The sequence below is a fragment of the Ferruginibacter sp. SUN002 genome (assembly GCF_050611725.1).
Lineage (GTDB): Bacteria > Bacteroidota > Bacteroidia > Chitinophagales > Chitinophagaceae > Ferruginibacter.
In genome coordinates, this window is sequence record NZ_JBODJB010000001.1 from 2,249,002 (window position 1) to 2,275,489 (window position 26,488).

Annotated in this window: 27 protein-coding genes; all 27 read left to right on the forward strand. The window is 34.8% G+C overall.

Annotated elements, in window-relative coordinates; all coding sequences use genetic code 11:
• Positions 1-21 precede the first annotated feature (21 nt).
• The 27 genes from asnB (ACQ33O_RS09875) (at position 22) to ACQ33O_RS10005 (ending at position 26,484) form a co-directional block, all read left to right on the forward strand.
• Entirely contained in the window at positions 22-1,794 is a 1,773-nt protein-coding gene (gene asnB / locus ACQ33O_RS09875) for an asparagine synthase (glutamine-hydrolyzing) (protein WP_430995412.1), read from the forward strand.
• The gene (locus ACQ33O_RS09880) at positions 1,781-2,926 is read left to right on the forward strand and encodes a glycosyltransferase family 4 protein (protein ID WP_430995413.1); all 1,146 of its coding nucleotides are present in this window, start codon (positions 1,781-1,783) and stop codon (positions 2,924-2,926) included. Before asnB (ACQ33O_RS09875) ends, ACQ33O_RS09880 begins: the two co-directional genes overlap by 14 nt.
• 9 nt (positions 2,927-2,935) lie before the next feature.
• On the forward strand, positions 2,936-3,811 hold the full coding sequence (locus tag ACQ33O_RS09885; protein ID WP_430995414.1) for an ABC transporter permease: 876 nt from the start codon (positions 2,936-2,938) through the stop codon (positions 3,809-3,811).
• A 36-nt stretch (positions 3,812-3,847) separates the two neighbouring features.
• The gene (locus tag ACQ33O_RS09890; protein ID WP_430995415.1) at positions 3,848-5,104 is read left to right on the forward strand and encodes an ABC transporter ATP-binding protein; all 1,257 of its coding nucleotides are present in this window, start codon (positions 3,848-3,850) and stop codon (positions 5,102-5,104) included.
• Between the two features lie 2 nt (positions 5,105-5,106).
• Positions 5,107-6,648, forward strand: coding sequence for an asparagine synthase (glutamine-hydrolyzing) (gene asnB / locus ACQ33O_RS09895; RefSeq protein ID WP_430995416.1), 1,542 nt, complete (start codon positions 5,107-5,109; stop codon positions 6,646-6,648).
• 3 nt (positions 6,649-6,651) lie between these two features.
• Positions 6,652-7,068, forward strand: a complete 417-nt coding sequence (locus ACQ33O_RS09900; protein WP_430995417.1) for an adenylyltransferase/cytidyltransferase family protein — start codon at positions 6,652-6,654, stop codon at positions 7,066-7,068.
• 4 nt (positions 7,069-7,072) lie between these two features.
• The gene (locus ACQ33O_RS09905) at positions 7,073-8,236 is read left to right on the forward strand and encodes a CDP-glycerol glycerophosphotransferase family protein (protein WP_430995418.1); all 1,164 of its coding nucleotides are present in this window, start codon (positions 7,073-7,075) and stop codon (positions 8,234-8,236) included.
• A gap of 318 nt (positions 8,237-8,554) precedes the next feature.
• Positions 8,555-9,670, forward strand: a complete 1,116-nt coding sequence (locus ACQ33O_RS09910; protein ID WP_430995419.1) for an MBOAT family O-acyltransferase — start codon at positions 8,555-8,557, stop codon at positions 9,668-9,670.
• A complete protein-coding gene (locus tag ACQ33O_RS09915; RefSeq protein ID WP_430995420.1) occupies positions 9,671-10,522 on the forward strand; it encodes a hypothetical protein in 852 nt (283 codons plus the stop codon).
• A 21-nt stretch (positions 10,523-10,543) separates the two neighbouring features.
• Positions 10,544-11,323, forward strand: coding sequence for a glycosyltransferase family 2 protein (locus ACQ33O_RS09920; protein ID WP_430995421.1), 780 nt, complete (start codon positions 10,544-10,546; stop codon positions 11,321-11,323).
• A complete protein-coding gene (locus tag ACQ33O_RS09925) occupies positions 11,323-12,294 on the forward strand; it encodes a glycosyltransferase (protein WP_430995422.1) in 972 nt (323 codons plus the stop codon). Before ACQ33O_RS09920 ends, ACQ33O_RS09925 begins: the two co-directional genes overlap by 1 nt.
• An 8-nt stretch (positions 12,295-12,302) precedes the next feature.
• Positions 12,303-12,731, forward strand: a complete 429-nt coding sequence (locus ACQ33O_RS09930) for a hypothetical protein (protein WP_430995423.1) — start codon at positions 12,303-12,305, stop codon at positions 12,729-12,731.
• Complete coding sequence (locus ACQ33O_RS09935; protein ID WP_430995424.1) at positions 12,732-13,484, forward strand: class I SAM-dependent DNA methyltransferase; 753 nt, start codon at positions 12,732-12,734, stop codon at positions 13,482-13,484.
• Between the two features lie 2 nt (positions 13,485-13,486).
• Positions 13,487-14,596: a DegT/DnrJ/EryC1/StrS family aminotransferase gene (locus ACQ33O_RS09940; protein ID WP_430995425.1), complete on the forward strand. Its 1,110-nt coding sequence runs from the start codon at positions 13,487-13,489 to the stop codon at positions 14,594-14,596.
• Positions 14,597-15,841, forward strand: coding sequence for a glycosyltransferase family 4 protein (locus ACQ33O_RS09945; protein ID WP_430995426.1), 1,245 nt, complete (start codon positions 14,597-14,599; stop codon positions 15,839-15,841).
• A 2-nt stretch (positions 15,842-15,843) separates the two neighbouring features.
• Positions 15,844-16,941 carry an acyltransferase family protein gene (locus tag ACQ33O_RS09950; RefSeq protein ID WP_430995427.1) on the forward strand — a complete coding sequence of 366 codons (1,098 nt, stop codon included), beginning with the start codon at positions 15,844-15,846 and terminating at the stop codon, positions 16,939-16,941.
• A gap of 11 nt (positions 16,942-16,952) precedes the next feature.
• Positions 16,953-17,954 carry a glycosyltransferase family 2 protein gene (locus tag ACQ33O_RS09955; RefSeq protein ID WP_430995428.1) on the forward strand — a complete coding sequence of 334 codons (1,002 nt, stop codon included), beginning with the start codon at positions 16,953-16,955 and terminating at the stop codon, positions 17,952-17,954.
• The gene (locus tag ACQ33O_RS09960) at positions 17,951-19,072 is read left to right on the forward strand and encodes a glycosyltransferase (RefSeq protein ID WP_430995429.1); all 1,122 of its coding nucleotides are present in this window, start codon (positions 17,951-17,953) and stop codon (positions 19,070-19,072) included. The genes ACQ33O_RS09955 and ACQ33O_RS09960 overlap by 4 nt, the downstream gene beginning before the upstream one ends.
• Positions 19,056-20,057 carry a GDP-mannose 4,6-dehydratase gene (locus tag ACQ33O_RS09965; RefSeq protein ID WP_430995430.1) on the forward strand — a complete coding sequence of 334 codons (1,002 nt, stop codon included), beginning with the start codon at positions 19,056-19,058 and terminating at the stop codon, positions 20,055-20,057. The genes ACQ33O_RS09960 and ACQ33O_RS09965 overlap by 17 nt, the downstream gene beginning before the upstream one ends.
• On the forward strand, positions 20,057-21,019 hold the full coding sequence (locus ACQ33O_RS09970) for a glycosyltransferase family 2 protein (protein ID WP_430995431.1): 963 nt from the start codon (positions 20,057-20,059) through the stop codon (positions 21,017-21,019). Before ACQ33O_RS09965 ends, ACQ33O_RS09970 begins: the two co-directional genes overlap by 1 nt.
• A 5-nt stretch (positions 21,020-21,024) precedes the next feature.
• On the forward strand, positions 21,025-21,861 hold the full coding sequence (locus ACQ33O_RS09975; protein WP_430995432.1) for a glycosyltransferase family 2 protein: 837 nt from the start codon (positions 21,025-21,027) through the stop codon (positions 21,859-21,861).
• Positions 21,862-21,870: 9 nt separating this feature from the next.
• Positions 21,871-22,515: an acyltransferase gene (locus ACQ33O_RS09980; protein WP_430995433.1), complete on the forward strand. Its 645-nt coding sequence runs from the start codon at positions 21,871-21,873 to the stop codon at positions 22,513-22,515.
• Complete coding sequence (gene hisH, locus ACQ33O_RS09985) at positions 22,515-23,132, forward strand: imidazole glycerol phosphate synthase subunit HisH (RefSeq protein ID WP_430995434.1); 618 nt, start codon at positions 22,515-22,517, stop codon at positions 23,130-23,132. The genes ACQ33O_RS09980 and hisH overlap by 1 nt, the downstream gene beginning before the upstream one ends.
• A complete protein-coding gene (locus tag ACQ33O_RS09990; protein WP_430995435.1) occupies positions 23,133-23,891 on the forward strand; it encodes an AglZ/HisF2 family acetamidino modification protein in 759 nt (252 codons plus the stop codon). It begins immediately after the preceding gene.
• Complete coding sequence (locus tag ACQ33O_RS09995; RefSeq protein WP_430995436.1) at positions 23,892-25,022, forward strand: N-acetyl sugar amidotransferase; 1,131 nt, start codon at positions 23,892-23,894, stop codon at positions 25,020-25,022. It begins immediately after the preceding gene.
• On the forward strand, positions 25,022-26,026 hold the full coding sequence (locus ACQ33O_RS10000) for a Gfo/Idh/MocA family protein (RefSeq protein ID WP_430995437.1): 1,005 nt from the start codon (positions 25,022-25,024) through the stop codon (positions 26,024-26,026). The genes ACQ33O_RS09995 and ACQ33O_RS10000 overlap by 1 nt, the downstream gene beginning before the upstream one ends.
• Positions 26,023-26,484 (forward strand): acyltransferase, encoded by a 462-nt coding sequence (locus tag ACQ33O_RS10005; protein ID WP_430995438.1) that lies wholly within the window; start codon positions 26,023-26,025, stop codon positions 26,482-26,484. Before ACQ33O_RS10000 ends, ACQ33O_RS10005 begins: the two co-directional genes overlap by 4 nt.
• Positions 26,485-26,488 lie beyond the last annotated feature (4 nt).

The following is a 26,488-nucleotide window of genomic DNA, read 5'->3' on the forward strand; positions in this document are numbered from 1 at the left end:
GCATTTTTTTAACCTTATACTATGTGTAGAATTGCCGGGATAATTAATCCTAGTGCTACACCGGAAACATTGCAATCGATGGTACGAGAAATGTGCCGGTTGCAAAAACATGGAGGCCCTGATGATGAAGGAGTATTTTCTTCTTTCGAACATGGGTTAGCGTTAGGACATCGTCGTTTATCTATTATCGATCTCTCACAAACCGGCCATCAGCCAATGTCTTTTGCAGATGGCAGATCTCACATCAGCTATAACGGTGAGATTTATAATTACCTTGAACTAAAGCAAGAGCTAAAGAAACTAGGTTGCATGTTTAACACACATAGCGACACGGAAGTTATTTTAGCAGCTTTTAGTACTTGGGGTACAGCTGCATTTTCCAAACTTAACGGGATGTTTGCTTTCGCACTGTTCGATCAAAAGAACGGTGAATTGTTTTTGGTTAGGGATGCCGGAGGGATAAAGCCCTTATATTATGCTGTAACAAAACAGGGGTTGGCTTTTGCTTCGGAAGTAAGAGGGTTTCAATCGGTACCATATCTTCAAACAAAAGGCAGCCACTGGCAGGTGTATCTGATGGCATATCGTCATTTACCTGAACCAATTACCACACTTGAAGATGTAAAGCCTCTGCAAAAAGGGAGCTATCTTAAATATACCATCTCAACCGGTAAGTATAACATTGAGACTTTTCTTACGTATAAATATGTAGAATCAATATCAAACAGAGCAACAGCCATAGAATTAATTACTGACGGACTTCAAAATGCAGTAAAAAGACATTTGATAGCTGATGCCCCAATTGGTGTTTTTTTGAGTGGTGGTTTAGATTCAAGTATCATTGCTTCAGTTGCAAATGATGATAAGAAAGTTGATCTGAATACTGTTTCTATTTTTTTTAATGAAGCTGCTTATTCAGAAAAGGAATTTCAGGATCTGTTGCAAAGCAATTTAGCAGCTAATAATTTTCAATACTTATTAAATGAAAAAGATTTTCATGAAAATTTACCAGCTATCATCAATTCAATGGATATGCCGAGTTGCGACGGGATAAACACCTGGTTCATCAGCAAATTCGCAAAAGAGAGTGGCTTAAAGGCAGTGTTATCAGGTATCGGCGGAGATGAACTATTTGGTGGCTATCCGTCTTTTGGAAGAATTGATCCAACTTTATTATTAAAAAAACTACCCGATCTGTTATTGACATCGGGAAGATATACCGGTTTTCGTCGAATGAAGCGATTGCAATATCTTACCATTGATGGGCCTGTAGGCATGTATCTTTTCTTAAGAGGTCAGTTTGTACCCAGTGAAATTGCAAGAGAACTGAATGCGAATGAATCTGAAATATGGGAAATACTTCGAACAGATCCACAATTACCAGGCATTAATGATCTGTCAGCTAAAAATCAAGCTAGTTGGATGGAAATGAATATGTATATGCAGAATCAATTGCTGAGAGATGCTGATGTAATGAGTATGGCGCATGGTGTAGAGATCAGGGTTCCGTTCTTAGATAAAGATTTTGTTGAACTTGCACTTAAAATAAGATCGGACATAAAATATTCCGGAAAATACGGCAAGCAAATACTGATCGATGCCTTTGGTAGCAGAATACCCCAACAAGTATGGCAGCGACCAAAAATGGGTTTTGCATTTCCTTTTACGGAATGGTTCATCGATAATGACTATGCAAAACAATATTCTAAAAACCACAAGAAACTGAAAGAAGGCAAAATGCACTGGTCGCAGTTTTTAACTTTACTATTGATCGAAAATAATGTCAAGGCATAATTATAATTCTGTACTTTTTCTTACACTGAAAGTATTTTCTGCTACCGGCGGTATTGAAAAAGTAAACCGGATAGTTGGAAGGGCAATTCATTCTATCGGTCTTGAATCGGGCAATAAAGCGAAAGTTTATTCCATGTATGATGAGGTTGCTGATACAGATGAGAAATATTTTCCTAAGCAGATATTTAAAGGCTTTGGATCAAACAGATTAAAGTTTGTGCAGAAAAGTGTTCAGCAAGGAAAAAAAAGTGATGTTGTAATACTCAGTCATATCAATCTATTATCAGTAGGCTATTCAATTAAATTATTATCGCCATCTACTAAACTGATTCTGATAACACATGGTATTGAGGTTTGGAAACCTTTTTCTGCTTTTAAGAAAAAGATGTTTTTAAAATGTGATCTTATTTTGCCGGTTAGCAAGTATACCAAAAACAAATTGATGGAGCTCAATGATATTCCGGAAGAAAAGTTTTTTGTACTGAACAATTGTCTTGATCCTTTTTTACCGGAACCCGTAAAAGGAGCAAAATCTAATGAGTTGTTAAGTAAGTATGGTTTCACTAACGAGCATAAAATTTTACTCACTCTAACCAGATTAGCATCAGGAGAAAGATATAAGGGTTATGATCATGTGCTTCGATCATTAAAAAAACTCATCCCTGAAAATCCATTACTGCGTTATTTGATCATTGGCAAGTATGATGCAATTGAAAAGAAAAGATTAGATACACTGATAAAAGAATTGAACATTGAAAAATATGTTGTTTTTGCAGGCTTTGTTCCCGATGAAGCAATAGCAGAACATTTCAATCTGGCCGATGTATATGTAATGCCGAGTAAAAAAGAAGGTTTTGGAATTGTATTTATCGAGGCCATGTATTACGGTAAGCCCGTGATTGCCGGTAATAAAGATGGATCTGTGGATGCTTTGGCAGGTGGTGATTTTGGCTTATTGGTAGATCCGGATGATGAGGTAGAAATAATGAATGCCATAAAAAAAGTGGTAGCCAATACTCAAGCATACATTCCCGATCACCAAGAGTTTATGAATAAGTTCAGCTTTCCTGTGTATAAGGAAAAGCTTGTGCATTTATTATCGTCAAAAAATACAATAGAACTAACGGTATAAAATTTACTAATGCAAAATAAGGAAGCAAATACTATAAGTCAAGATCAGTGGGATATAAGCATTGAACCCAAGACTGCAATGTTTAACTTAAACTTAAAAGAACTCTGGCGTTATAAAGACCTAATGTGGCTTTTTGTAAAACGAGATTTTAGTGCACAATACAAACAGACAATACTTGGCCCGTTATGGCATTTTATTCAACCGCTATTTACTACAATTGTATTCTTGGTAGTATTTGGTCAGATCGCTAAAATTCCAATTCCGAAAAACATTGCACCTGCTGTGTTCTATATGAGTGGGATAACAATTTGGAATTATTTTACAAGTTGCTTAACCGGAACTTCTAATACTTTTGTTGCAAATGCAGCCATCTTTGGTAAAGTATATTTCCCCCGTCTGGTAATACCTGTTTCCGTTGTACTATCCAATATTGTAAAATTCAGTATTCAGTTCTTGCTTCTGCTTTTAGTAATGGGGTATTATGGAATTAAGACCGGCAACTTTTATATTGGCTGGACTTGGTTATTAATTCCGGTTCTTGTTGTAATGATGGCCTTAATGGGCTTAGGCTTTGGAATTATCATTTCTTCTCTAACAACTAAATACAGAGATTTTACAGTATTGATCGGATTTGCAATTCAATTGCTGATGTATGCTACTCCGGTAATTTATCCATTAGAATATTTTAACAACTCAAAATATAAACCATTTATAGAATGGAATCCGTTAACACCGATTATTGAAGCTTTCAGGTATGCGGTTTTAGGCGAGGGTACATTTACAATAACTAGTCTCTTGTATAGTAGTAGCTTCATACTTGTAAGTGTATTTTTTGGTAGCATGATTTTTACCAAGGTTGAAAAAAGCTTTATGGATACGGTGTAACTGTCTATATAATTAATTTATAAACGAAAAGAAAGTATGTCTGTTGTAATAAAAGTCGAAGATGTTTCAAAACAATACCGATTAGGACAGGTCGGCACAGGTTCGCTGAATCATGATCTTAATCGGTGGTGGCATAGCATCAGAGGTAAAGAAGATCCATATTTAAAGATCGGGGAGGAAAATAATAGAGCAAAAAAAGGTGTGAGTGAATATGTATGGAGCCTGAAAGACATTAATTTTGAAATTGAAAAAGGTGATGCCGTAGGTATTATCGGCCGAAACGGAGCAGGAAAAAGTACTTTATTAAAACTGTTAAGCAGAGTTACAAGTCCAACAACAGGATCAATAAAAGCAAAAGGCCGTATAGCAAGTTTGCTTGAAGTTGGTACAGGTTTTCATCCGGAATTGACCGGCAGAGAGAATATCTTTTTGAACGGCGCCATTCTAGGGATGAGAAAAAAAGAAATCGAAAGAAAACTTGATCAGATTGTTGACTTCAGTGGCGTTGAAAGATATATAGATACCCCTGTAAAAAGATATAGTAGTGGTATGTATGTTCGTTTAGCCTTTGCCGTTGCTGCACATCTCGAGAGTGAAATATTAATTGTAGATGAGGTGCTGGCTGTAGGCGATGCAGAATTTCAAAAGAAATGTTTGGGAAAAATGGGAGAGGTGAGTAAAGGTGAAGGAAGAACAATATTATTTGTAAGTCATAATCTTGGAAGTATACAAAGTCTTTGTACAAAAGGAATGGTATTACATTATGGCAATCTAATGTTCAACGGACAAATAGAAGACGCTTTGGTGACCTATCAAAAACTCTTCATGGAAACTAAAGTTGAATTTGAGCCTGTGAAGACTGCAAAATTTCATTTGAACCGATTAGAGGTTGTAAAAAAATCAGATGTCGCTTCTTTCAAAATGGATGAAGACATAGAAATATTGGTATCTTATGAATTGCCATTGCAATTGGAAAGCATTCAATGTGTTGTTCATTTGTGGGCTCTGAATGGCGTTCATGTCTTATCGTCTTCCGACATTGATATTCCAAGGGACACCAATATCAGAAAAAAAGGCGAATACACATATGTGGTTAGAATACCAAAAGGAATACTTGCGCCTAATCATTATCGTGTAACATTTGCAGTAGGTATACCTAATCTAGAATTGATACTTGAAACATCCACCGGTCCTGATTTTGAAGTCATTGATGCCGGGTCATACGCAGCTACCTGGAGTAAGGCTAGAAGAGATGTTGTAATTGGAACATTGTTAAACTGGGAAAACAAATAATTATGTGCGGAATTCTTTTTGCTCAAGGCAAAAAAATAAATAAGAACAATTTTTCTACTGCTTTAGAATGTATGCATCACCGTGGCCCCGATGCTACAGGCTACCATGTAGATAATGAAAGATATTTCGGGCAAAAACGCCTTAAGATACTTGACCTAAGTGATGAGAGCAATCAGCCATTTTATGATTCCACAAAAACAAGTTGTATCATTTTCAATGGAGAGATTTATAACTATCGGGAGCTAGCTATCAAGCATAATATTCATTTAAGAACATCATCTGATACAGAATTATTAATTGAGCTTTATCTGCTTAAAGGCGAAGCAATGTTGAATGAATTAAACGGTATGTTTGCCTTTATTATTTACAATACAATAACGCATGATATTTTTGCGGCTAGAGATAGACTAGGAGTAAAGCCATTGTTTTATTATCATGAAAATGATCTGCTTATTTTCAGTAGCGAAGTATCATCAATACTTTCACTAACGGATAGTGCAGAACCGGACGAAATAGCGATCAGACAATACAAAAAATTAAGAGGGTTTTATAATAACAGAACTATATATAAAAAGATATCTCAATTCCCATCTGCCAGCTTTTCAAAGAACGGAAAAATAAGTAAATATTGGGATGTAGATTTTTCTCCAAAAGAACCACCGACAGATGAAGAGCTTAAAGAGCTCGTTGAATCGTCTATCCGTTATCGATTGATATCTGACGTGAGTGTCGGAAGTTTCTTGAGTGGAGGGTTAGACAGTAGCATTGTTGCTACATTAGCGCATAAACCGGATACTTGGACAATAGGGTTTGAAGATAACAATGAGTTTGAATACGCAAGGATCGTTAGCGAAAAAATACATAGTAAACACAGAGAAATTCCAATCAGTAATAAAGAGTTTTTGGAGATTGCTAAATTTATGATCCAAAAACGCAAAGAACCGCTTTGTGTACCTAATGAGGTTTTGATTTATAAAATGTCTCTTGCAGTAAAAGAATTCAATACAGTTATTCTTTGTGGAGAAGGAGCAGATGAATTGTTCTTCGGCTATGATCGTATTTTCAGATGGGCCAATGAAAACAAATGGGATCTTAGAGGGTTTGATCAGTTCTATAGCTATGGGAAACATCAAGACGATGAAATATTGGAAGATGTTTTATCTCCATACACATCCAGATATACGAATGCAATAGATATTGTAGCTTCTTTTTTTCAGACAGCACATTTGCAAAATTTATTAAAGCGTTTAGATCACTCAAGTATGTTAGCTAGTATCGAAGGAAGGGAGCCCTTTGTTGACTACAGACTAATTGAGCGAATGAGTGGAGTTCCGTTCGATTATAAAATGAAAAACGGAATAGTGAAGGATCCTTTGAAACGTATTTTCAGCGATATACTTCCTGATGAAGTTGTTAATCGTAAAAAAGTAGGCTTCCCCGTAAATCTTAAAAATGTTTTCGCCGAATATATGCCTGAATCAACTCAAGATGCAAATTTTGATGTATGGTTTGACTTTAATTTAAAAACTCTTTTCAATTCTTAAAATATGACTATCGGTTATACAAGCGGTGTTTTTGATCTGTTTCATATCGGACACCTTAACTTATTGCGAAATGCAAAAAAGATGTGCGACAAACTAATTGTTGGCGTCTCAACAGATGAATTGGTTGCATATAAACATAAGCAGCCGGTTATCCCTTTCCTTGAAAGAGTAGAGATCGTACAAAGCATTAGTTTTGTTGATGCGGTAGTAGCACAAGAAGATATGGATAAATTTAAGATGTGGCAGAAGCTTAAGTATGATGTAATGTTTGTTGGAGATGATTGGTTCAATACGCCTAAATGGCAAGATTTAGATAAACAGTTCAATGATGTAGGGGTAAGAATTATTTATTTCCCTTACACCAAAGGAACTTCTTCAACGATTATTAATACAACCTTACAAAATCTCAGAGATAAGTAGTTTCATGTCTTTTCGCCTTCGTTTTTTTCTTTACTGCATTAAACTTCTGAAAAAGGGATATACCTTTTTTACCGGTAAACAGATATGGATTTTTACATCTTGGGAAGCTAAAGTTTACTCAGATAATCCAAAGTATTTATATGAATACGCATCTGTTGTTAAACGCAAATCAGTTAAAGCTATTTGGGTTACAGAAAATAAGAGTCTGTACAATGAAATGAAAAAAAGAGGAATGCCTGTTTTTTTAACAGACACACTCAGAAAAAAATATTTCATTTCAACAATGGCAGATTGCTTTTTCTTTTCAGATCTGGAGGAGCCGTTCACAAAACGGTTAAATCCCAAAATGCTTTATGTGAATTTATGGCATGGAATGCCCATTAAACATATTGGATTTGTTGGTGCAGATGTTAAACAGGATTATATTATTGCAACTAACCCCGATAGTCAACAGGTTCTTTCAAATGCAATGGGATTACCCAAGGATAAAGTATTACTAACAGGTCAACCGAAGAATGATGGATTGTTTACCAAAAAGAATTTGAAAGAATACCTTGGTCTCGATAAGAACAGTTATATCATTCTCTATATGCCTACCTATAGAGGAGGCTTTAACTCTTCAGCCTTTAATAGAAATAATGCTACCGGTATCTTTCTTGAAAATAACGATGCATTGATTGCATTTAACAAGCTGCTTGAAAAAGAGAATGCCTATTTTGTTATCAAACCACATCTTCGAAATAAGTTTGATGTCGATTTAGGATCAAGGTTTTTAATCCTGGATGACTTTAAAGATCTTGTAGCAGAATTTGAGAACTACGAAATAATGGGGAATGCTGATATGTTGGTCAGTGACTATTCAAGCATAATTTTAGATTATTTCGTTACTAATCGCCCCATATTGTTTTATACGCCGGATTTTGATGCGTATTCATCAACACAAAAACTGTCCTATAATTATACAACGATCTCTTCAGGAGAGCAGTGTTTTGATCAGGACGCCTTATTTAACCGTATCAATTTTTATTTGCAGAATAGAACCTTTTTACCTAAAGGCTATCAAGCAATCAAAGAAATGTTCAATCTTCATGTTGATGCTAAAAATTGTGAAAGGGTATTCGATACATTTTTTTCAGTTGTAAAAAAATCAATAGCACAGAATAGATAAAAGTTATTTAGTTCATGTCGCTTCTCAAATATGTTATTTAACAGTACGATATTTTTAATATTACTTTTTGTTACATTTATTCTGTACTACTTGCCGTTCCTAAAAAAGACGCAGGTGCAGATATTAATAGCAGCAAGCTTGGTGTTTTATGCTTACCAGAATCCGAAACTGCTTTTACTGTTGCTTTTTTCGGCTTTAATTAATATACTTACTAGTTATTATGTGTTTTATGGAAACAAGAAATATAGCAAGCTAATTGCCATATCCGGGGTTATTTTTAATCTCTTGATCTTGTCTTTTTTCAAGTATGGGCCCTTAATGGCAAAAACATTCCTCGGTAACGATGGAGGGGTTGGACAGTTCCTTATTAATATCCCATTACCAATTGGTATTTCATTTTTTACTTTTGAAGGAATAAGTTTGGTGGTTGATGTGTTTAAAGAAAAGTATTTTGAAAAAAAGGATGCATTATCAAAGTCTATTGTAACTCATGGCCAACGAACATTGTTATTCATTTCTTTTTTTCCGCATTTAATTGCAGGTCCGATTTTAAAGGCTCATGATTTTCTTCCTCAGATCACTGAAAAGAAAATAAAAGCCATTCAATGGGAAACTGCTTTTAGGAATATTTTGCTAGGATATTTTTTAAAACTTGTTGTGGCAGACAATTTGAAGGACTTTACCTATTGGATGGATTTTCCTTACTTTCAATCCCGTTCTTCCGTAACGTTGATCTTTTTGTTGATCGCTTACTCATGTCAGATATTTGCCGATTTTGCCGGTTATTCTTTAATTGCAATCGGGTTGGCAAAATTGTTTGGTTATAATTTTAACCCAAACTTTAGCTTCCCCTATATTTCAACTTCGTTCTCAGAATTTTGGCGCAGGTGGCATATATCTTTATCTTCTTTTTTAAAAGAGTATTTATATATCCCAATGGGAGGGAATCGAAAGGGGAAAATTCGTACTTACCTCCACTTAATGATCACAATGATATTAGGAGGTTTATGGCATGGAGCTGCATGGAGTTATGCTATTTGGGGTGCATTCCATGGCATTTTTTTGGCTATTGAAAGATTATTGGTTGACTATTTTGGGACAATAAACAATAGACTCTTTAAAGTTTTTAAAGGATTCTTTGTCTTTGCATGTGTAACCTTGATCTGGTTATTATTTAAGTTACCCAATTTTAGTAATGTACTCGGATACTTATATTGTATAAAAAGTAACTGGTACAGAGGAATTGATATGGATATGATACAATTTATACTTCTGTATTCCTTGCCGGTATTCCTGTATCATTTTTATTATCTTTTAAAGCCTGGCTATAGTCATGTGTTAAAAAAATATGACCACTTAGTCTATGGCTTTTTACTTTTTCTGATAATTTTTAACAGCGGTTCACCCGGTGACTTTATTTATTTCCAGTTTTAAATGATCAAAAGGAGTTTACTTGTAGCATTTTTGTTCTGTGGCATTTATGGTATTGTTATTTCAATATTCAGGCCAAGCTCTAATGCAGGTTTTTTGCAACAGTATATGTTGATGAATCAAATTACTGCTGAAAAATTCCTTTATGATTCATCAAAAGATGATAGATGTATTGTAGGAACTTCTTTGTCTAACAATATAACAATCGATAGCCTTCCGGGGTTTTACAATCTTTCATTAAGAGGTCGTGGTATTCAGGATTGTTTTTACTTATTAGAGAAAAGAAAAAATAAACCCAAGCTACTTTTAGTTGAAATGAATTTTGCATTACGAGCACCTGTAATAACAGAGCTTAATGATTTATTCAATTCACCATATGCAAGATTAAAAAATGAGATACCTGCTTTCAGAGCCGAGTATCAACCCATCGGGTTATTTAAAAGCGCCATCACTCTTCAAAAACCTGCGGAGAGATTTTATTTTCCGCACTATGATGATGTCGTTTTTAAATATGCATTGAACAGACATAAAGAAGAATTTACGAATCTACCCGATTCAGCATTTATTTCTAATCAATTTATCAATATCAAGAAGCAAATAAATGCATTGGTAAAAAGTGGATCAGATGTTGTTTTTTTTGAAATGCCGATAGATGAACGTTTGTCTTCGTTGCCATATCAACTAATTGTAAGGAAATTGTTTAAAGAATACTTTCCGGAAAATCAATACAACTATATACCACTACCAACAGGTAGTGCTTTTGAAACCTCAGATGGAATTCATCTGACAAAAGCATCTTCCCAACAGTATACACACTACATGAAAGATTGGTTGAGGAAAAAGAATTATTATTGATACGCTAACGGATTATTGTAAATGAAAACTACCCCCATACTTTCCATCATTACCATCAACTATAACAACATTGATGGATTAATGAAAACCGTTCAGTCTGTATTTGCTCAGAGCTTTAAAAACTTTGAGTATATAATCATTGATGGAGGATCTACGGATGGTAGCAAAGAGTATATTGAAACAATAAAAGAGAAGCTTTCTTATTGGGTAAGTGAAAAAGACAACGGAGTCTACAATGCAATAAACAAGGGTATCCAAAAAGCTACGGGAGAGTATCTTATGTTTATGAATGGGGGAGATTGTTTACATGATTCAACAGTGCTGGGAGATATATTTGAAAAAACAAGCATCAGTGAAGATGTGATCTACGGAGATACATTGTACTTAACAGCTGATGGTACAACGGTTTACAAAAGTTGTGATGAGGAATTGTCATTTGAGTATTTGATCAAAGACGATATCAATCATCAATCATGCTTTATTAAACGGTCGTTATTTGACAAGTTTGGCTTGTACGACGAACGCTTAAAAATTGCTGCTGATCATAAATTTTTTATTGCCTCAATAATATTGGGATCTGCTACAAGTAAATATGTAGCTCGTTGTATTGCCATTTATAATCTAGAAGGATTTAGCTCAAAAAATGAGGCAATGCAATATGTAGAAAGAGATCAAATTCACAAAGAAATTATTCCGCCACTTGTTTGGGCACTTTATGAAGAAAATCAAAAATTAAAACAACCGGCAAAAAAAGGATTCGCAACAAGGGTAATAAACAAAATAAGAAGATCATTAAAGTAATGTTAGTTTCCATCATTATACCTGCATATAACAGAGAAAGAATTATTGTACAAACATTAAAAAGTTTAACGGAAATTGATTTTCCAAAAGATCAGTTCGAAATATTTGTTTGTGATAATAACTCGAAAGATAATACGGCAAAAGTTGTAAAAGAATTTATTGAAGTAAACAAAGAGTACAATATTACCTACCTTTTTGAAGAAAGACAAGGTGTTCATTATGCAAGAAACGCCACTGCAAAAAAAGCAAATGGCAAATATTTGTATTTTACTGATGACGACATGATTGCCGACAAAGCAATTATTAAAGAATTGTTGTTTTGTTTTGAATGGGATGAAAAAGTAGGAGTAGCTACCGGGATTGTTCTACCCAAGTGGGAAGAAACGCCACCGAGTTGGGTTTTAAAACATTGTGCCAACTATCTATTAAGCTTAAATGACCCATCCGTAGATTTTGTGATCGACAATAACGATTGTGGTATATTCAGTTGTCATCAAATGATCAGAAAAGATGTATTCTTTTTATCCGGAGGCTTTAATCCGGAAAATACTGAAGGTAAATGGATAGGAGATGGAGAGGCAGGTTTAAATATGAAAATTAAGCAGTTAGCTTTTAAATTTGCATTAAACAGAAAGTCTGTAATTTACCATATCATACCAAAAGAGCGTCTTACACAGGATTATCTTGATAAAAGAATGATGAATGAAGGTAATTGTCACAGTTATGCATTTTACAGAGCTTATAAACCAAGTATTAAAAGATTGCTCTATGGAATGATAGCAATGTCTTATAAAATGATTAGCTTATACACTAAAAGTATATGGTTAAAAATAAGAGGAAATGATTATTGGCATCTTCGAAGAGCAAAAAGCTTTTACTGGTTGGCAAGAATAAAATATGATTATAAACTTTGCAGAGATGTAAACTGGAAGGCACTTGTTTTAAAATCAAATTGGCTTGAGGAGGCTTAAATAAAATTATGGTAAAAAAAATAATTCATAATGGTGAAGCACATGCAATAATAATTCGTGCTCAATATAAAAAAGACGGCATTGAATTTTTCACCAACGACAACGATTCTCAGCAATTGGGCTATATGAATCGTCCTGAAGGATATGTAATTGCTCCGCACAGACATAATATGGTTCCACGAGAAGTGCATTATACGCAGGAAGTTTTATTCATTAAAAGCGGAAAAGTCAGGGTAGATTTTTTTGACAATGCACAAAATTATTTTCAAAGCGAAATTCTTTATGCCGGCGATGTGATTTTGTTGGCAGATGGCGGTCATGGATTTAAGATGCTGGAAGATGCTGAAATAATTGAAGTTAAACAAGGCCCATATTGTGGCGAACGAGATAAAGTTCGCTTTGAACCTGTAAATGAAGATGCTGTAATAATAAAATAAATGAAAAAGAATTTCGAAAAATATAGCAAGTACTACGACTTGTTGTATAAGGACAAAAATTATCAAAATGAGTCTGATTATGTAGCCGGACTTATAAAAAAACACAATGCTCAGGCAAAAAAAATACTTGAGCTTGGTTGCGGTACCGGAAACCATGCCGCTATTTTATGCCAATCAGGTTATAGTGTAACAGGGCTGGAACGTAGTGCCGATATGGTTTCGTTAGCAGCCCAAAAAAACATATCCAACTTTGAACCAAAAGTTGCAGATATTACTGACTTTGAATTAAATGGAAAATTTGATGTAGCTGTATCACTGTTTCATGTACTTAGTTATTTAACCGACAATAAAAATTTGCTTTCTTGTTTTACTGCCGTTAACAGACATTTGAATAAAGAAGGTATTTTTATTTTCGATGTGTGGTACTCCCCGGCAGTGTATGTACAAAGGCCTGAAACAAGAGTAAAACGCATGAGTAATGATGAAATTGAAGTTACCAGAATTGCAGAATCTGATATACACTACAATCTAAACGTAGTTGATGTTAATTACGAGATCATTATCAAAGACAAAAAATCAGGCGTAGCCGAAGTGCATAATGAAAAACATCCTATGCGTCATTTTAGCGTTCCCGAAATTGAGTTGTTGGCAGCAGCTACTAATTTTACTTTAATTAAAAGCGAAGAATTTGGTACAGGCAATACTCCGGGATCAGATACATGGGGTGTTTGTTTTGTGTTACAAAAAAAATAATAATGAGTCAACCAATACCAGTAAATACGCCGCTATTATCCGGCAATGAGTTAAAATACCTTACAGAGTGTATTGAAACCGGTTGGATATCAAGTGAGGGCCCTTTCATTACGAAATTTGAAAGTGAATTTTCAAAATATGTTAACAGAAAACATGGCGTTGCAGTTTCTAACGGATCAGCGGCGTTGGATATTGCTATCAAAGCTGTAGGCCTTGGTAAAGGCGATGAAGTGATCATGCCAACATTTACCATTATTTCACCGGTACAATCTGTTGTTACTGCCGGCGCTGTTCCTGTTTTGGTAGATAGTGATCCTGTTACCTGGAACATGGATGTTTCTCAAATAGAAGCGAAGATCACAGATAAGACAAAAGCTATTCTGGTAGTTCACATATATGGGTTACCGGTAGAGATGGACGCCGTTGTGGAATTGTGTAAAAAACATAACTTATTGCTGATTGAAGATGCTGCCGAAATGCACGGACAAACCTATAATGGAAAAATGTGCGGTAGCTTTGGCGATATAAGTATTTTTAGCTTTTACCCAAACAAACACATCACAACGGGTGAAGGAGGAATGATCGTTTGTGACGATCAGAAAATCGCTGACAAGTGTAAAAAATTACGAAACCTTGCATTTGAACCGAACGGACCCAGGTTCATTCACTATGAACTCGGATGGAATTATAGAATGACAAATCTGCAAGCTGCTTTGGGGCTGGCACAGCTCGAAAAGATCAATCACCATATCACCAAAAAAAGAGAAATAGGTAATGCTTATCAGGAAGGTTTAAAAGATTTGAAGGGATTTCAATTGCCCCTATCAAAAACTGAGTACGCTGATAATATTTATTGGGTATATGGAATGGTTGGTGAAACTGAACAAACAAGTAAAACAATGCTTGCCAAACTAAGTGAGGCAAAAATTGGTACCAGACCATTTTTTTGGTGTATTCACGAACAACCGGTATTTAATCAAATGGGACTTTTTATAAACGAAAAGTATCCTGTTGCAGAAAAATTAGCCAGAAATGGTTTTTATGTACCAAGTGGTTTAGGCCTTTCTAATGAAGAGATACAAACCGTTATTAAAACCATCCTCGATAAATAAATGAACATAGGCTTTTACTTCAAGTTTGTTGGTGCTGAAATAGGAGGATCATATACTTTTCAAAAAAATTTCCTGACAAGTTTATTGCGAATGGCAGATAAACAACATGATATTTTTATTCTTTATTCAGGGAAAAAGCAATGGAAAGATGATGAAGTAGCTGCCAATATCACATTTATTAATATTGATGATTTGCCTACACCGGCAACTACAATAAATGGTGTGGGAATAAAGAACCTGATACCACAGCCCGTTCAAAAGATAATTAATAAAGTAAACTTATTGTTTACTTACTACAACACTAAAATTCAATATTACAATAATTATAATAATAAAATACAGCATATAGTTGATAAATACGGCATAGACTTTTTCTATTTCGTTCATCCAACTTATTATGCTTTAAAAATTCCATTTGCAATTACAGTATGGGATCTGGCGCATCGCAGGCATCCCTACTTACCTGAAGAAAGTTATATGCATAATAATTTTCAGCGTAAAGACAATTTCTTTGCCAATGTATTGCCGAGGGCTTCAATGATAGCAACCGGAACCAATGAATCGAAAAAGCAGATCATAAAATATTATAATTGTGAAGAAGAATTAATTAAGGTCATTCCGTTTCCTGTTATAGAAGATTTGGTAGTTGCTGATGTAGTTGCACCCGGAAAAGAATTGCCTTCTGAATATTTCTTCTATCCGGCGCAAATGTGGTCACAAAAAAATCACATTGTATTATTAAAGGCATTAGAGATCTTAAAGAAAAAAGGAAAGAAATATCATTTTGTTTTTACCGGAAGCGATCAAGGCAATTACACATATATTAAAAACAAGATCAGCGAATTGGAATTGACCGATCAAATTACATTTGCCGACTTCGTTGATAGGGGACAACTGAAATATTTATATCAAAACGCTATTGCCATGGTTTTTCCGGCAATTATCGGCCCCGACAATTTACCTCCAATTGAAGCCATGTCATTAGGTTGCCCGGTATTGTGTGGTAATTATGAAGGTGCAACAGATCAATTGGGAGATACGGCTTTATTTTTCGACAGATTGAATGAAGAAGACCTTGCAGGCAAAATGGAGAACGTATTTGAGAATATTGACCTTCGAAAAGAATTGATAGCAAAAGGATATAACCTGACCAACGAATTAGGCAATTTTGATAATTACTTGAATAAGATATATAGCCATTTGAACATCTATCAAAAAATAATCAGAACCTGGAAAGATAGTTAAACGTGTACTTTAAGAACTTAGATTTTGTTAGATTTTTGGCAATAGCTCTGGTGATATTGGAACACTGGTTTGCAACACCCGTAAGCGATTTTTTTATGACAGGTCGTTTAGGGGTGTCGTTATTTTTTACACTTAGCGGATTTTTAATTACCGGCATTTTGTTGTCAAAAAAAGAAGAAATCGACGCCGGTAAAACAAGTACAAAAAAAGCACTTAAAATTTTTTACATCCGAAGGTCTTTGCGGATCTTTCCTATTTATTATTTAATATTAATTTTTTTATACCTGGTAAAGAACCAGGAGTTAATCGATCATAAGTATTGGTATATTTTTTACGGTTCTAATATATTAACATACATTCAACAACATTGGGATGGTTTGCTCGGCCCATTTTGGTCATTAGCTGTTGAAGAGCAATTTTATCTGCTATGGCCTTTTCTTATTTTTTTTATTAGCAAAAAGCATATTCTGAAAACATTATATGCCTTTATCGGGTTAGCTATTATAAGCAGAGTTATTAGTATTTGGGCAGCTGAACAATTTTTACAGCCAGTCGATTATTACGTATCAATGGTTGCACTTACACCAAGCTGTTTCGACTGTTTTGCGATTGGAGGGTTATTGGCATATTATAATTTATATAAGGATGAAAGCAATAGGTTATCCAAATTAATTAATAGTAAGGTTTTTGCAGTAGTAAGTTTTATTGGAGCGGCAGTATTCCTATACTTTAAACAGACATATCTTTTTTACTTGTTTTTTCCTACTGTATTTTCTCTAGCATCTTTATATGTGATAAAATATTTCATTAGCGACAAAAAATCCATTTTAAGAAATATTGCAGGATTTAAACCCTTTATATATTTTGGTAAAATAAGTTATGGCATCTATGTCTATCATTCATTTTTATTTATAATTGTTAGCTTTTGCACATTAACAGTTGCAAGGTTTAATCTATCATCGTCATTTGAAGCATGGCTCGATAATTCTCAAGGAGTATTCAGAGCATTTTTAATGATCACTTATTTGTTGATCATTTGTACAGTTTCTTATTTTTTGGTTGAAAAACCAATGATGCGATTAAAAGAAAAATTCCGGTAATTTAATTTTTGATGGTCTCTATAATAATGCCTGTATATAATGCTTCTAAGTTTTTAAAGGAAGCCATTGACTCGATCTTAGGACAAACATTTAAAGATTTCGAACTGATCATCATTAATGATGGTTCTACAGATAATTCGGAAGCAATAGTTAAGTCTTATACCGATAACAGAATACGATACGTTTTTCAAGCCAATCAGGGTGTTGCCAAAACCTTAAACAATGGGATACAATTGGCAACAAAAAAATACATCTGGCGGCATGATGCTGATGACATTTCTTTACCCACCAAACTTGAAGAAGAGTTTAATTTTTTAGAGCAGAATACAGATGTTGCTCTCTGTGCCTGTCAGGTTGCATTTATGACAGAAAGAGGCAAAGTTGCCTGGGACTACAGACAGCCGAAAAATGATTTTTGGAATGCGGGGGAAGCATACAAAATGGTCACTAGAGAAGGCTTCTCACCTTATTGTCCCATCACTCATGGAACTGTATTGGTTCGTACAGATGTTATGAGGAATTTAGATGGATATAGAACAGAATTTATTACCGGCGAGGATGTTGATGCCTGGTTAAGGTTGATTCAACAATACAAAGCAGTAGTACTGAACAGGTGCTTGTCTTTACACAGATTAAGCAGCAATTCAGCAACACAGGTGCATGGCTGGAAAAATGAGTTCTTTAGAAACCTTTCGTTTCAATATTATGAACAAAGAGCAAGTGAAGGAAAAGATGACCTGCAAAAAGGAATAAAAATTGTTTTACCTGCCACCAAAGAATATACGACAAAACAATTAGTACCCGGCAAAACTTTCAGAGGCGATCTGTTAGATTTTTCTTACCCTTTATGTATTAATGCTAAAGATTGGAAGGAATGCTTTAATATCATACGCATTGCATTAAAAGATGGATGGAAATTAAGTGTAACATGGAAAACCATATGCTTTCCTTTTATTGGAAACACATTGGTAAAACTAGGTGTAAAATTAAAGAAGTTAGTCTCTAATAAATGACCGTATTTTATTTTGGTGCTGACGGTTCGTGGAAGGATGTTTCAAAAAACGGCTTTATAAGACGCAACACATGTATTTTAAAAGCACTTGTTGAAAATGATAAGGTCGACAAAGTTTTTGTTGTAAAAAAAACTTCCAGGTATGCTTTCATTCGTTCTTTTTTTAAAAGATCTGCTAACGCAAAAGTTCAGGATATTGTATTCGCTTCAGTATTGCCTGAATCAATTGCAGAAAAGTTCGGTTTGTCCTTTATTAACAGAAAGATCAATTCATTATTGATAAGAATAAAATGCAAAAAATACGATCCAACCGACTTATTATGGTGTTACTGGCCCAAAGGTTATATCGATGCAAAATGTAGCGGATTAAAAGGTAAATTGATTTTTGACGCTGATCATAACATCATCGATGATCCAAATTTACCCCTTCAACACAAAGTTGAAAGAGAAAAACTGTTGATCGAGATTGGAGAAAAGGCAACATATATTTTATCTTCCACTTTATCAATGATCCACTGGTTTAATGAAAAGGGATTTTCTAATTGTGTGCGTTTACGAAATGGCGTGTCTTCCGACAGATTTAAAACGAATCAGATAAAATCAAAGAATGCTGCTTTTACTGTTGGCTATTGCGGAACTTTATCCAAATGGATCGACTATGACCTTTTTGAGCAATTAGTTCAGCGCAATCAGACATGGGATTTTGTAATTATCGGAACTCCATATTTGACCACTGACTGGGAGAAATTGAAAGCCTACAAAAATGTACATTTTCTGGGAAGGAAGACAGAATCTGAAGTCGCTGAAATTCTGCCAACCTTCGATGTAGCAATTAATTTATATCTGCACCATACTGCATTAGATGTAGATAGTATGAAATTATACGAGTATATAGCTGCTGGTGTTCCTGTAGTATCAACTCCATTTCATAATAATTTAAAAACAGATTTTTCAAACCTTATATCAATAGGGAATAATATTGCTGAAATTGAAAACCTGATTGAAAAATCTAAATCATTAGGGACAAATACAGAGTATCATACCACAAAAAACTTTTTTTTAACCGAGTCGAGTTGGAATAAAAGGGTTAACACATTTATAGATGCAATTGGACAATAAAATATTAGTAACAGGTGCTATTGGTTTTATAGGCTTTCATTTAAGTAATTTCTTTTTAAAGAATGGCTTTACCGTTTTTGGAATAGACAGCATGAATGAATATTATGATATCAATTTAAAAACTTCCAGGCTGAATATCCTTTCAAAACATGAAAATTTTACTTTTAAACAAGTAGATATTTGCGATAAGCAAACATTGGATAAGTTATTTGCTGAAGAAAAATTTGATATCGTCATCAATTTAGCTGCGCAGGCCGGAGTACGTTACAGTATTGATCATCCATATAAATACATCGACAGCAATCTTATTGGCTTCATTAATATTTTAGAAGCTTGTAGGAATTTTCCGGTGAAGCATATGATCTTTGCTTCGTCGAGTTCTGTATATGGTAGCAATACAAAGATACCTTTCTCCGTATCCGATCAAACAGATAGCCCGGTTTCATTATATGCTGCAACAAAAAAGGCAAATGAATTAATGGCGTATTCGTATTCACACTTGTATAATATCCCTATGACAGGCTTGCGATTTTTTACTGTTTATGGCCCATGGGGCAGACCTGATATGGCCTATTATAGTTTCACAAAGAATATTATAGAAGGGAAACCTATCAAATTATACAACAATGGAAAAATGAGAAGAGATTTTACCTATGTTGATGATGTGGTTTCGGGAATCTATGGATTGCTGGAGCACCTGTCGAAATCAAACTTTGCCTGGACGAACACCGAAAAACAAATAGCAATATTTAATATAGGAAACAACAAACCTGTTGAATTAATTCATTTTGTACAAACATTAGAAAATGTAATTGGCAAAAAAGCAAATATTGAAATGTTGCCAATGCAAGATGGAGACGTTGTAGAAACTTACGCTGATATAGATTGTCTTAAAAAAATAATAGGCTTTAATCCTAAAACTAATATCGAGGAAGGGCTTCAGCAATTTTTTGATTGGTATAAAGTGTTTAATCAGACAAATTAATGACTCCGTTACTTTCTGTTGTTGCCCCTATTAAAGATGCGGCTTTTTGGATTGAACATTTGGTTCAGAAATTATTAGCACAAACTTTAGCAAGTCAAGCCGAAATAATTTTTGTTGATTCAGGGTCGACTGATGGCACCATCGATATTCTAAAAAAATATCCGGTTCAGGTTATTCAGATCCGCCCTGATGAATTTAATCATGGTGAAACAAGAAATGTTGGCGTAAGAGCCGCAAAAGGTAAATATGTTGTTTTAACTGTTCAGGATGCCGTACCTGAAAATGAATATTGGTTGCAATCCTTATTGGATGGTTTTATTGATGATGAAGTTGTAGCTGTATCCGGGCAACAAATCGTTTCACACGATCTGGATAAGAATCCGCTTCGATGGTTCAGACCGATTAGCGATCCATCCATAAAAAGAGTGCAATTAAAACCGGGTGAATTTGATCAGTTAGAACCGGCACGTCAACGGGAAATGGCATCATTAGATGATGTTACGACCTGTTACAGAAAGGAAATAATGGACATCATGCCTTTTGAAAAAACAGCTTTCGGCGAAGATTTTATTTGGGCAAAAAAAGCATTGCAAAAAGGATATGCCTTGGTGTATAGCGACTTTTCAAAAGTTTACCATTACCATCACGACGAGCCGGATTTCGTTTTTAAAAGATGTATGGTTGAATGGCTAAGTATTTACAAGAGTTTTAAATTATTGCCAACAAACCCTGCTTTATCCTTTAAACAGCAATTATCAATCATTAAACTGTTGTTTACTTTAAAAGAATTATCAATTTCAAAAAAAATATTTTGGTTGAGATTCAATCAAAAAAGTAATGCCGCTGCAGAAAAAGCATACAAAGAATTTATGCAGGCATATAACAATGGAGATGCAGCCGTAAACGAAGCTTATAATTTATATTGCAATAAAGTGCCCTCAGCAAAAAAATGGGCAACATAATAAATATGACGGAAAAGCCTTTGGTCAGCGTTTTAATGACCGCTTACAACAGAGAGAAATACATTGGCGCAGCCATTGAAAGTGTATTAGCATCAACCTATGCGAATTTTGAGATCATCATTACGGATGATGGGTCAAAAGACAAAACATTAGAAATAGTAAAAGAGTACACAGCAAAAGATCAAAGAGTAAAACTATTTATCAATGAAGTGAATCTCGGCGATTATCCTAATAGAAACAAAGCTGCCAGTCATGCTCAAGGTAAATATCTAAAGTATGTAGATGCTGATGATCTTATTTATCCTTGGGGGCTTGAATTACTCGTGAATATGATGGAACAGTTCCCCGATGCAGGTTGGGGACTATGTTCAATTGAACAGGATGTTTCCCAAAAGTTTCCGATACAGTTGTCTCCAGCTGAAACATACAGATATCACTATTACAAGTGGGGTATCTTTGCGAAAGCTCCTTTATCAAGCATTATAAAAAAAGATGTATTTGATGCAGTAGGAGGTTTTGCCAATTACAGAATGGTGGGTGATTTTGAAATGTGGAATAAATTGGCTCAAAAATTTCCTGTAGTATTGATGCCACATGGCATTGTATGGTACAGAGAACATGATGATCAGGAATCTAATCATCAAAGAAAATTCAGTTCGTTATATGCTAAACTCGGGGTCGATTATTTAAGACATTCAGATTGCCCCTTGTCTAAGGAAGATGCTCAGCAGATTATTTCGATGAGAAAAAAAATGTTTGTTAAAAAGATCATTAGTTCGCTCTTAAAGTTAAAATTCAACCTCGCTGTTGATAATTATAGAATTTTAAAAGAACACTTTTAAGAACAGTTGATGCAAAGAATAAAATACTTTCTTCGAAACCCATTACGCTTACTAATAGTGCCAATCACTAAGTTGCCGTATTTCAGGTTTATTCGGGAAACACAGGATTATCAGAATCCGGTGAATTTTAATTTTTGGCTTGTTCAAAAATTTCTGAATATTGGTGGAAACAGAAATGTTTACTGGCCTGTGCATCCAACAAGTAAAGTTTATGATGCTGAAAATATTATTGTTGGTGTAGATGCCTATCCCGGAACAATGGGTGGCTGTTACATTACCGGACGTGGCGGATTAACCATTGGTGATTATACTCAAATTGCACCGAATGTTGTAATCGTTACTGCCAATCATGACGTATATGACTCAAGGAAACATATATTAGCCCCGGTAAAAATTGGCAAGTACTGCTGGATTGGTGCAGGCGCTAAGATCATGCCGGGTGTAGTGCTAGGAGACTGGACAGTAGTTGGCGCAGGAGCTGTTGTTACAAGATCTTTTGAAGAAGGGTACTGTATATTAGGTGGTGTGCCGGCAAAAAAAATAAAAGAACTGGAAACAGAAAAATGTATTCCCTTTGAAAATAAGATCAGATATAGAGGATATATCCGTGAAGATAAATTCGAAATATTTCGAAAAAAATATTTGAAAGCATAGTGATAACCATCATCGATTATAATACAGGCAATCTCGGCTCAATAAAAAATATGCTGAAGCGATTAAACGTTGCAGCAGAGATCACGGGAGAACCGGATAAAATTGCTACTGCAACAAAATTAATTTTACCTGGAGTAGGTCATTTCGATTATGGAATGCAGCAATTAAATCAAAGTGGTCTAATTCCGATTTTAAACAAAAGGGTTATTGAAGAAAAAATTCCGATCCTGGGTATTTGCCTAGGCGTACAACTATTAACTGAAGGTAGTGAGGAAGGAGTTGAAAAAGGATTGGGTTGGATAAAAGGTAAAACCATTGCTTTTGACAAATCTAAATTGCAATCCAATCAGAAAATACCACATATGGGCTGGACAGATGTGACCGATTATACTCAATCGAAATTGTTTGAAGGAATGTACGAAGAACCAAGATTTTATTTTGTGCACTCATTTCATTTAAGTCTGGCCAATGAAAATGACTGTCTTGTAAAAGCTAACTATGGATACAAGTTTGCTGCAGGTATTGAACATGGGAATATATTGGGTACACAATTTCATCCGGAAAAAAGTCATAAGTTCGGAATGAAACTTTTGGAGAATTTTTCAAAAAACTATTAATTGAGAATCAGAGTTATACCATCGTTATTATTGCATAAGGGCGGGCTGATCAAATCCGTTCAGTTTAAAAACTATAAGTATGTTGGTGACCCCATCAATGCGGTAAAGATCTTCAATGAAAAAGAAGTGGATGAAATTGCTGTCATCGATATTGATGCAACAAGAGATAACCGTCCTCCGGATTTTGATCAAATAAAAGAGATTGCCAGTGAAGCTTTTATGCCAATGGCTTATGGGGGAGGTATTACTACAATTGATCAGATAAAAAAGATACTATTCAATGGCATAGAAAAAGTGATCATCAACAAAGCCTTACATACAAATATCAATCTTGTAACACAAGCGGCTAATTTGGTTGGTAGCCAAAGTGTTGTAGCATCTATCGATATAAAAAAAGCATTATTTGGTGGATATAAAATTTACACCGACAATGGCAGAAATAGTATCAGTACAAAACCTGAACAATTTGCCAAAGACCTTGAAAACGCAGGTGCAGGCGAAATTTTGGTCAATAATATCGATGCAGATGGCACTTATAAAGGATTTGACACCAATCTTATACATCAGATAACTTCAGCAGTTAAAATTCCTGTAATTGCTATTGGTGGTGCAGGAAATGTTGAGGACTTTTGCAAAGCGAAACAAGCCGGTGCATCGGCAGTAGCTGCTGGTAGTATGTTCGTTTTTCAGCGACCACATCAGGCAGTACTGATTAGCTACCCGACACAAAAAGAATTAAAAGAAAAATTATTTAAATAAATGGTATTATCTAATCAAGATCCGAATTACCGTCAGTGCAGCATAAGCGTAATGGATAATATTGCAGACCCCGATATCAAATTTGATGACAAAGGGATTTGTAATTATTACTATGAATACCTGAAAGCAGAAAAAGAACAGGTAAAAAAAGGAGTAGAGGGCGAGAAAGAGTTTAAAGCGATCATTCAAAAAATAAAAGAAGACGGCAAAGGCAAAGAGTATGATTGTATTCTTGGTGTAAGTGGCGGAGTAGATAGTACATATCTGGCTTATATCGCTGCACAACAAGGACTCAGGGTTTTATGCGTTCATTTTGACAATGGATGGAACAGTGAATTGGCGGTTCAAAATATCGAAAATATTGTAAGTAAATGCGGCTTTCAATTATACACATATGTAATTGACTGGAATGAATTCAAAGACATTCAGCGTTCATATTTCAAAGCAAATGTGATAGATATTGAAGCAGTAACCGATATCGCTATTTTTTCTGCATTAGATATTCTTTGTAAACAGTTCAAAATAAAACATATCATTGATGGAAGAAATGTTGTTACAGAAGTAACATTACCTCCGGCCTGGATATGTAAGAACTCAGCCAACCTTAAAGACATTCAGAAAAAATTTGGTACGCTTAAATTGAAGTCGTACCCATTAATGAATATAATAAGGAGAAGAGTTGTTGCTAGAACCAAACCTTTTACTTCTTGGCCAATATTAAATTATATTCCTTACGAAAAAAGTGAAGCTAAGAAAACGATCATTGAAAAGCTGAACTGGCGTGATTACGGCGGAAAGCATTATGAATCGGTTTTTACACGTTTTTATCAAGGTTATATTTTACCGGAAAAATTTAAAGTTGATAAAAGAAAAGCGCATTTATCAAATCTTATCTTTTCGGGGCAGATAACAAAAGAAGAAGCGTTGGAAGAATTAAAACAACCGATCTATCCTCAGGAATTATTTACAACCGATTATGAATTCGCAATTAAAAAATTAGGATTCACTCACGAAGAATTTCAGGCTTATTTAAAAGCACCTCAGGTACCGCATTCAAACTTTGAAATGAGCAATTCAATATTTGATGAAGTGCCTGCATTAAAACCTTTCAGAAAAATATTTAATAAATAATGATACATTTTGCAATAATAGGTTGTGGGAGAATCGCACAACGTCATGCTGAACACATCAACAAATTCGGAAAACTAGTAGCGGTTTGCGATGTAGTTAGAGAAAAAGCAGATGCAATGGCTAAGCAATACGGTGCCAAAGCTTATTACGATACTGCGGAGCTTCTTAAAAATGAAAAAGATGTTCAGGTTGTATCCATCTGTTCTCCGAACGGTTTACATGCGCAACATTCTATAGAAAGTTTAAAAGCTGGTTATAATGTTTTGTGTGAAAAGCCAATGGCTATTCATGTGAGTGATTGCGGAGAGATGATAAAAACAGCTGAACAAGCAAATAAACGTTTGTTTGCGATCAAACAAAACAGATTCAACCCACCTGTAGAAGCGGTAAAAAAAATAATTGATGAAGGCAAGTTGGGAAAAATATATAGTGTTCAGTTAAGTTGTTTCTGGAATCGAAATGAAGATTACTATCACAATTCCTGGAAAGGAACAAAGGATATGGATGGCGGAACTTTATATACGCAGTTTAGCCATTTCATCGATTTACTTTATTGGATGATCGGTGATATTAAAGATGCGGAAGCATTTACTTCCAATTATGCTCATCAGGGAATCATTGAATTTGAAGATACCGGAGTGGTGATATTGAAGTTTCAAAATGGTGCCATCGGTACCATCAATTATACTGTAAACAGTTTTGGGAAAAACATGGAAGGATCGCTAACGATCTTTGGAGAAAAAGGTACTGTAAAGATCGGGGGACAATATTTGAACGAACTGGAGTATCAGAATATTGAAGGGTATAAAATAGAAAATCTTCCTGCAGGAAATACTGCTAACAATTATGGAAATTATCAGGGCTCTATGAGTAACCATGATAAAATATACATGAATGTGGTAGATGTTTTAAAAAATAATGCAAGTATTTCTACCAGTGCATTCGAAGGTTTGAAGACAGTAGAGATCATTGATAAAATATATTCTAAGGCACAAAAAATATGAACGAACCAATCAGATTTCAAAGTAAAATAATTGATGTACAGTTTGGCGAAAATGTAAAGATCGTTGAACCATTGAATATGTATGGCTGTTCGATCGGAAGCAATTGCTTTATTGGTCCATTTGTAGAGATACAAAAAGATGTAACCATTGGCAATAACACAAAAATACAATCACATAGTTTTATTTGCGAATTGGTGACTGTTGGCAATGATTGTTTCATAGGACATGGCGTAATGTTCATCAATGACCTGTTTAGTGGTGGAGGCCCGGCAAGAGGTGATAAATCAAAATGGAAATCCACTGTTATTGGAAACAATGTTTCAATCGGTTCAAATGCTACAATACTACCCATTACAATTTGCGATAATGTTGTTGTCGGCGCAGGTGCAGTCGTCACAAAAAATATTACTGAACCGGGTATTTATGCAGGCAATCCTGCAAAAAAATTAAAAAGTTAAATTA

Coding starts and splice junctions, on each gene's coding strand:
- ACQ33O_RS10005 (WP_430995438.1), top strand. CDS start 26,023: ATGAACGAACCAATCAGATTTCAAAGTAAAATAATTGATGTACAGTTT.
- ACQ33O_RS09915 (WP_430995420.1), top strand. CDS start 9,671: ATGATCAAAAGGAGTTTACTTGTAGCATTTTTGTTCTGTGGCATTTAT.
- ACQ33O_RS09910 (WP_430995419.1), top strand. CDS start 8,555: ATGGCAAAAACATTCCTCGGTAACGATGGAGGGGTTGGACAGTTCCTT.
- ACQ33O_RS09940 (WP_430995425.1), top strand. CDS start 13,487: ATGAGTCAACCAATACCAGTAAATACGCCGCTATTATCCGGCAATGAG.
- ACQ33O_RS09885 (WP_430995414.1), top strand. CDS start 2,936: ATGCAAAATAAGGAAGCAAATACTATAAGTCAAGATCAGTGGGATATA.
- ACQ33O_RS09945 (WP_430995426.1), top strand. CDS start 14,597: ATGAACATAGGCTTTTACTTCAAGTTTGTTGGTGCTGAAATAGGAGGA.
- ACQ33O_RS09925 (WP_430995422.1), top strand. CDS start 11,323: ATGTTAGTTTCCATCATTATACCTGCATATAACAGAGAAAGAATTATT.
- ACQ33O_RS09955 (WP_430995428.1), top strand. CDS start 16,953: ATGGTCTCTATAATAATGCCTGTATATAATGCTTCTAAGTTTTTAAAG.
- ACQ33O_RS09960 (WP_430995429.1), top strand. CDS start 17,951: ATGACCGTATTTTATTTTGGTGCTGACGGTTCGTGGAAGGATGTTTCA.
- ACQ33O_RS10000 (WP_430995437.1), top strand. CDS start 25,022: ATGATACATTTTGCAATAATAGGTTGTGGGAGAATCGCACAACGTCAT.
- ACQ33O_RS09975 (WP_430995432.1), top strand. CDS start 21,025: ATGACGGAAAAGCCTTTGGTCAGCGTTTTAATGACCGCTTACAACAGA.
- ACQ33O_RS09905 (WP_430995418.1), top strand. CDS start 7,073: ATGTCTTTTCGCCTTCGTTTTTTTCTTTACTGCATTAAACTTCTGAAA.
- ACQ33O_RS09930 (WP_430995423.1), top strand. CDS start 12,303: ATGGTAAAAAAAATAATTCATAATGGTGAAGCACATGCAATAATAATT.
- ACQ33O_RS09890 (WP_430995415.1), top strand. CDS start 3,848: ATGTCTGTTGTAATAAAAGTCGAAGATGTTTCAAAACAATACCGATTA.
- ACQ33O_RS09995 (WP_430995436.1), top strand. CDS start 23,892: ATGGTATTATCTAATCAAGATCCGAATTACCGTCAGTGCAGCATAAGC.
- ACQ33O_RS09970 (WP_430995431.1), top strand. CDS start 20,057: ATGACTCCGTTACTTTCTGTTGTTGCCCCTATTAAAGATGCGGCTTTT.
- asnB (WP_430995412.1), top strand. CDS start 22: ATGTGTAGAATTGCCGGGATAATTAATCCTAGTGCTACACCGGAAACA.
- ACQ33O_RS09935 (WP_430995424.1), top strand. CDS start 12,732: ATGAAAAAGAATTTCGAAAAATATAGCAAGTACTACGACTTGTTGTAT.
- ACQ33O_RS09880 (WP_430995413.1), top strand. CDS start 1,781: ATGTCAAGGCATAATTATAATTCTGTACTTTTTCTTACACTGAAAGTA.
- ACQ33O_RS09900 (WP_430995417.1), top strand. CDS start 6,652: ATGACTATCGGTTATACAAGCGGTGTTTTTGATCTGTTTCATATCGGA.
- ACQ33O_RS09980 (WP_430995433.1), top strand. CDS start 21,871: ATGCAAAGAATAAAATACTTTCTTCGAAACCCATTACGCTTACTAATA.
- ACQ33O_RS09965 (WP_430995430.1), top strand. CDS start 19,056: ATGCAATTGGACAATAAAATATTAGTAACAGGTGCTATTGGTTTTATA.
- asnB (WP_430995416.1), top strand. CDS start 5,107: ATGTGCGGAATTCTTTTTGCTCAAGGCAAAAAAATAAATAAGAACAAT.
- ACQ33O_RS09920 (WP_430995421.1), top strand. CDS start 10,544: ATGAAAACTACCCCCATACTTTCCATCATTACCATCAACTATAACAAC.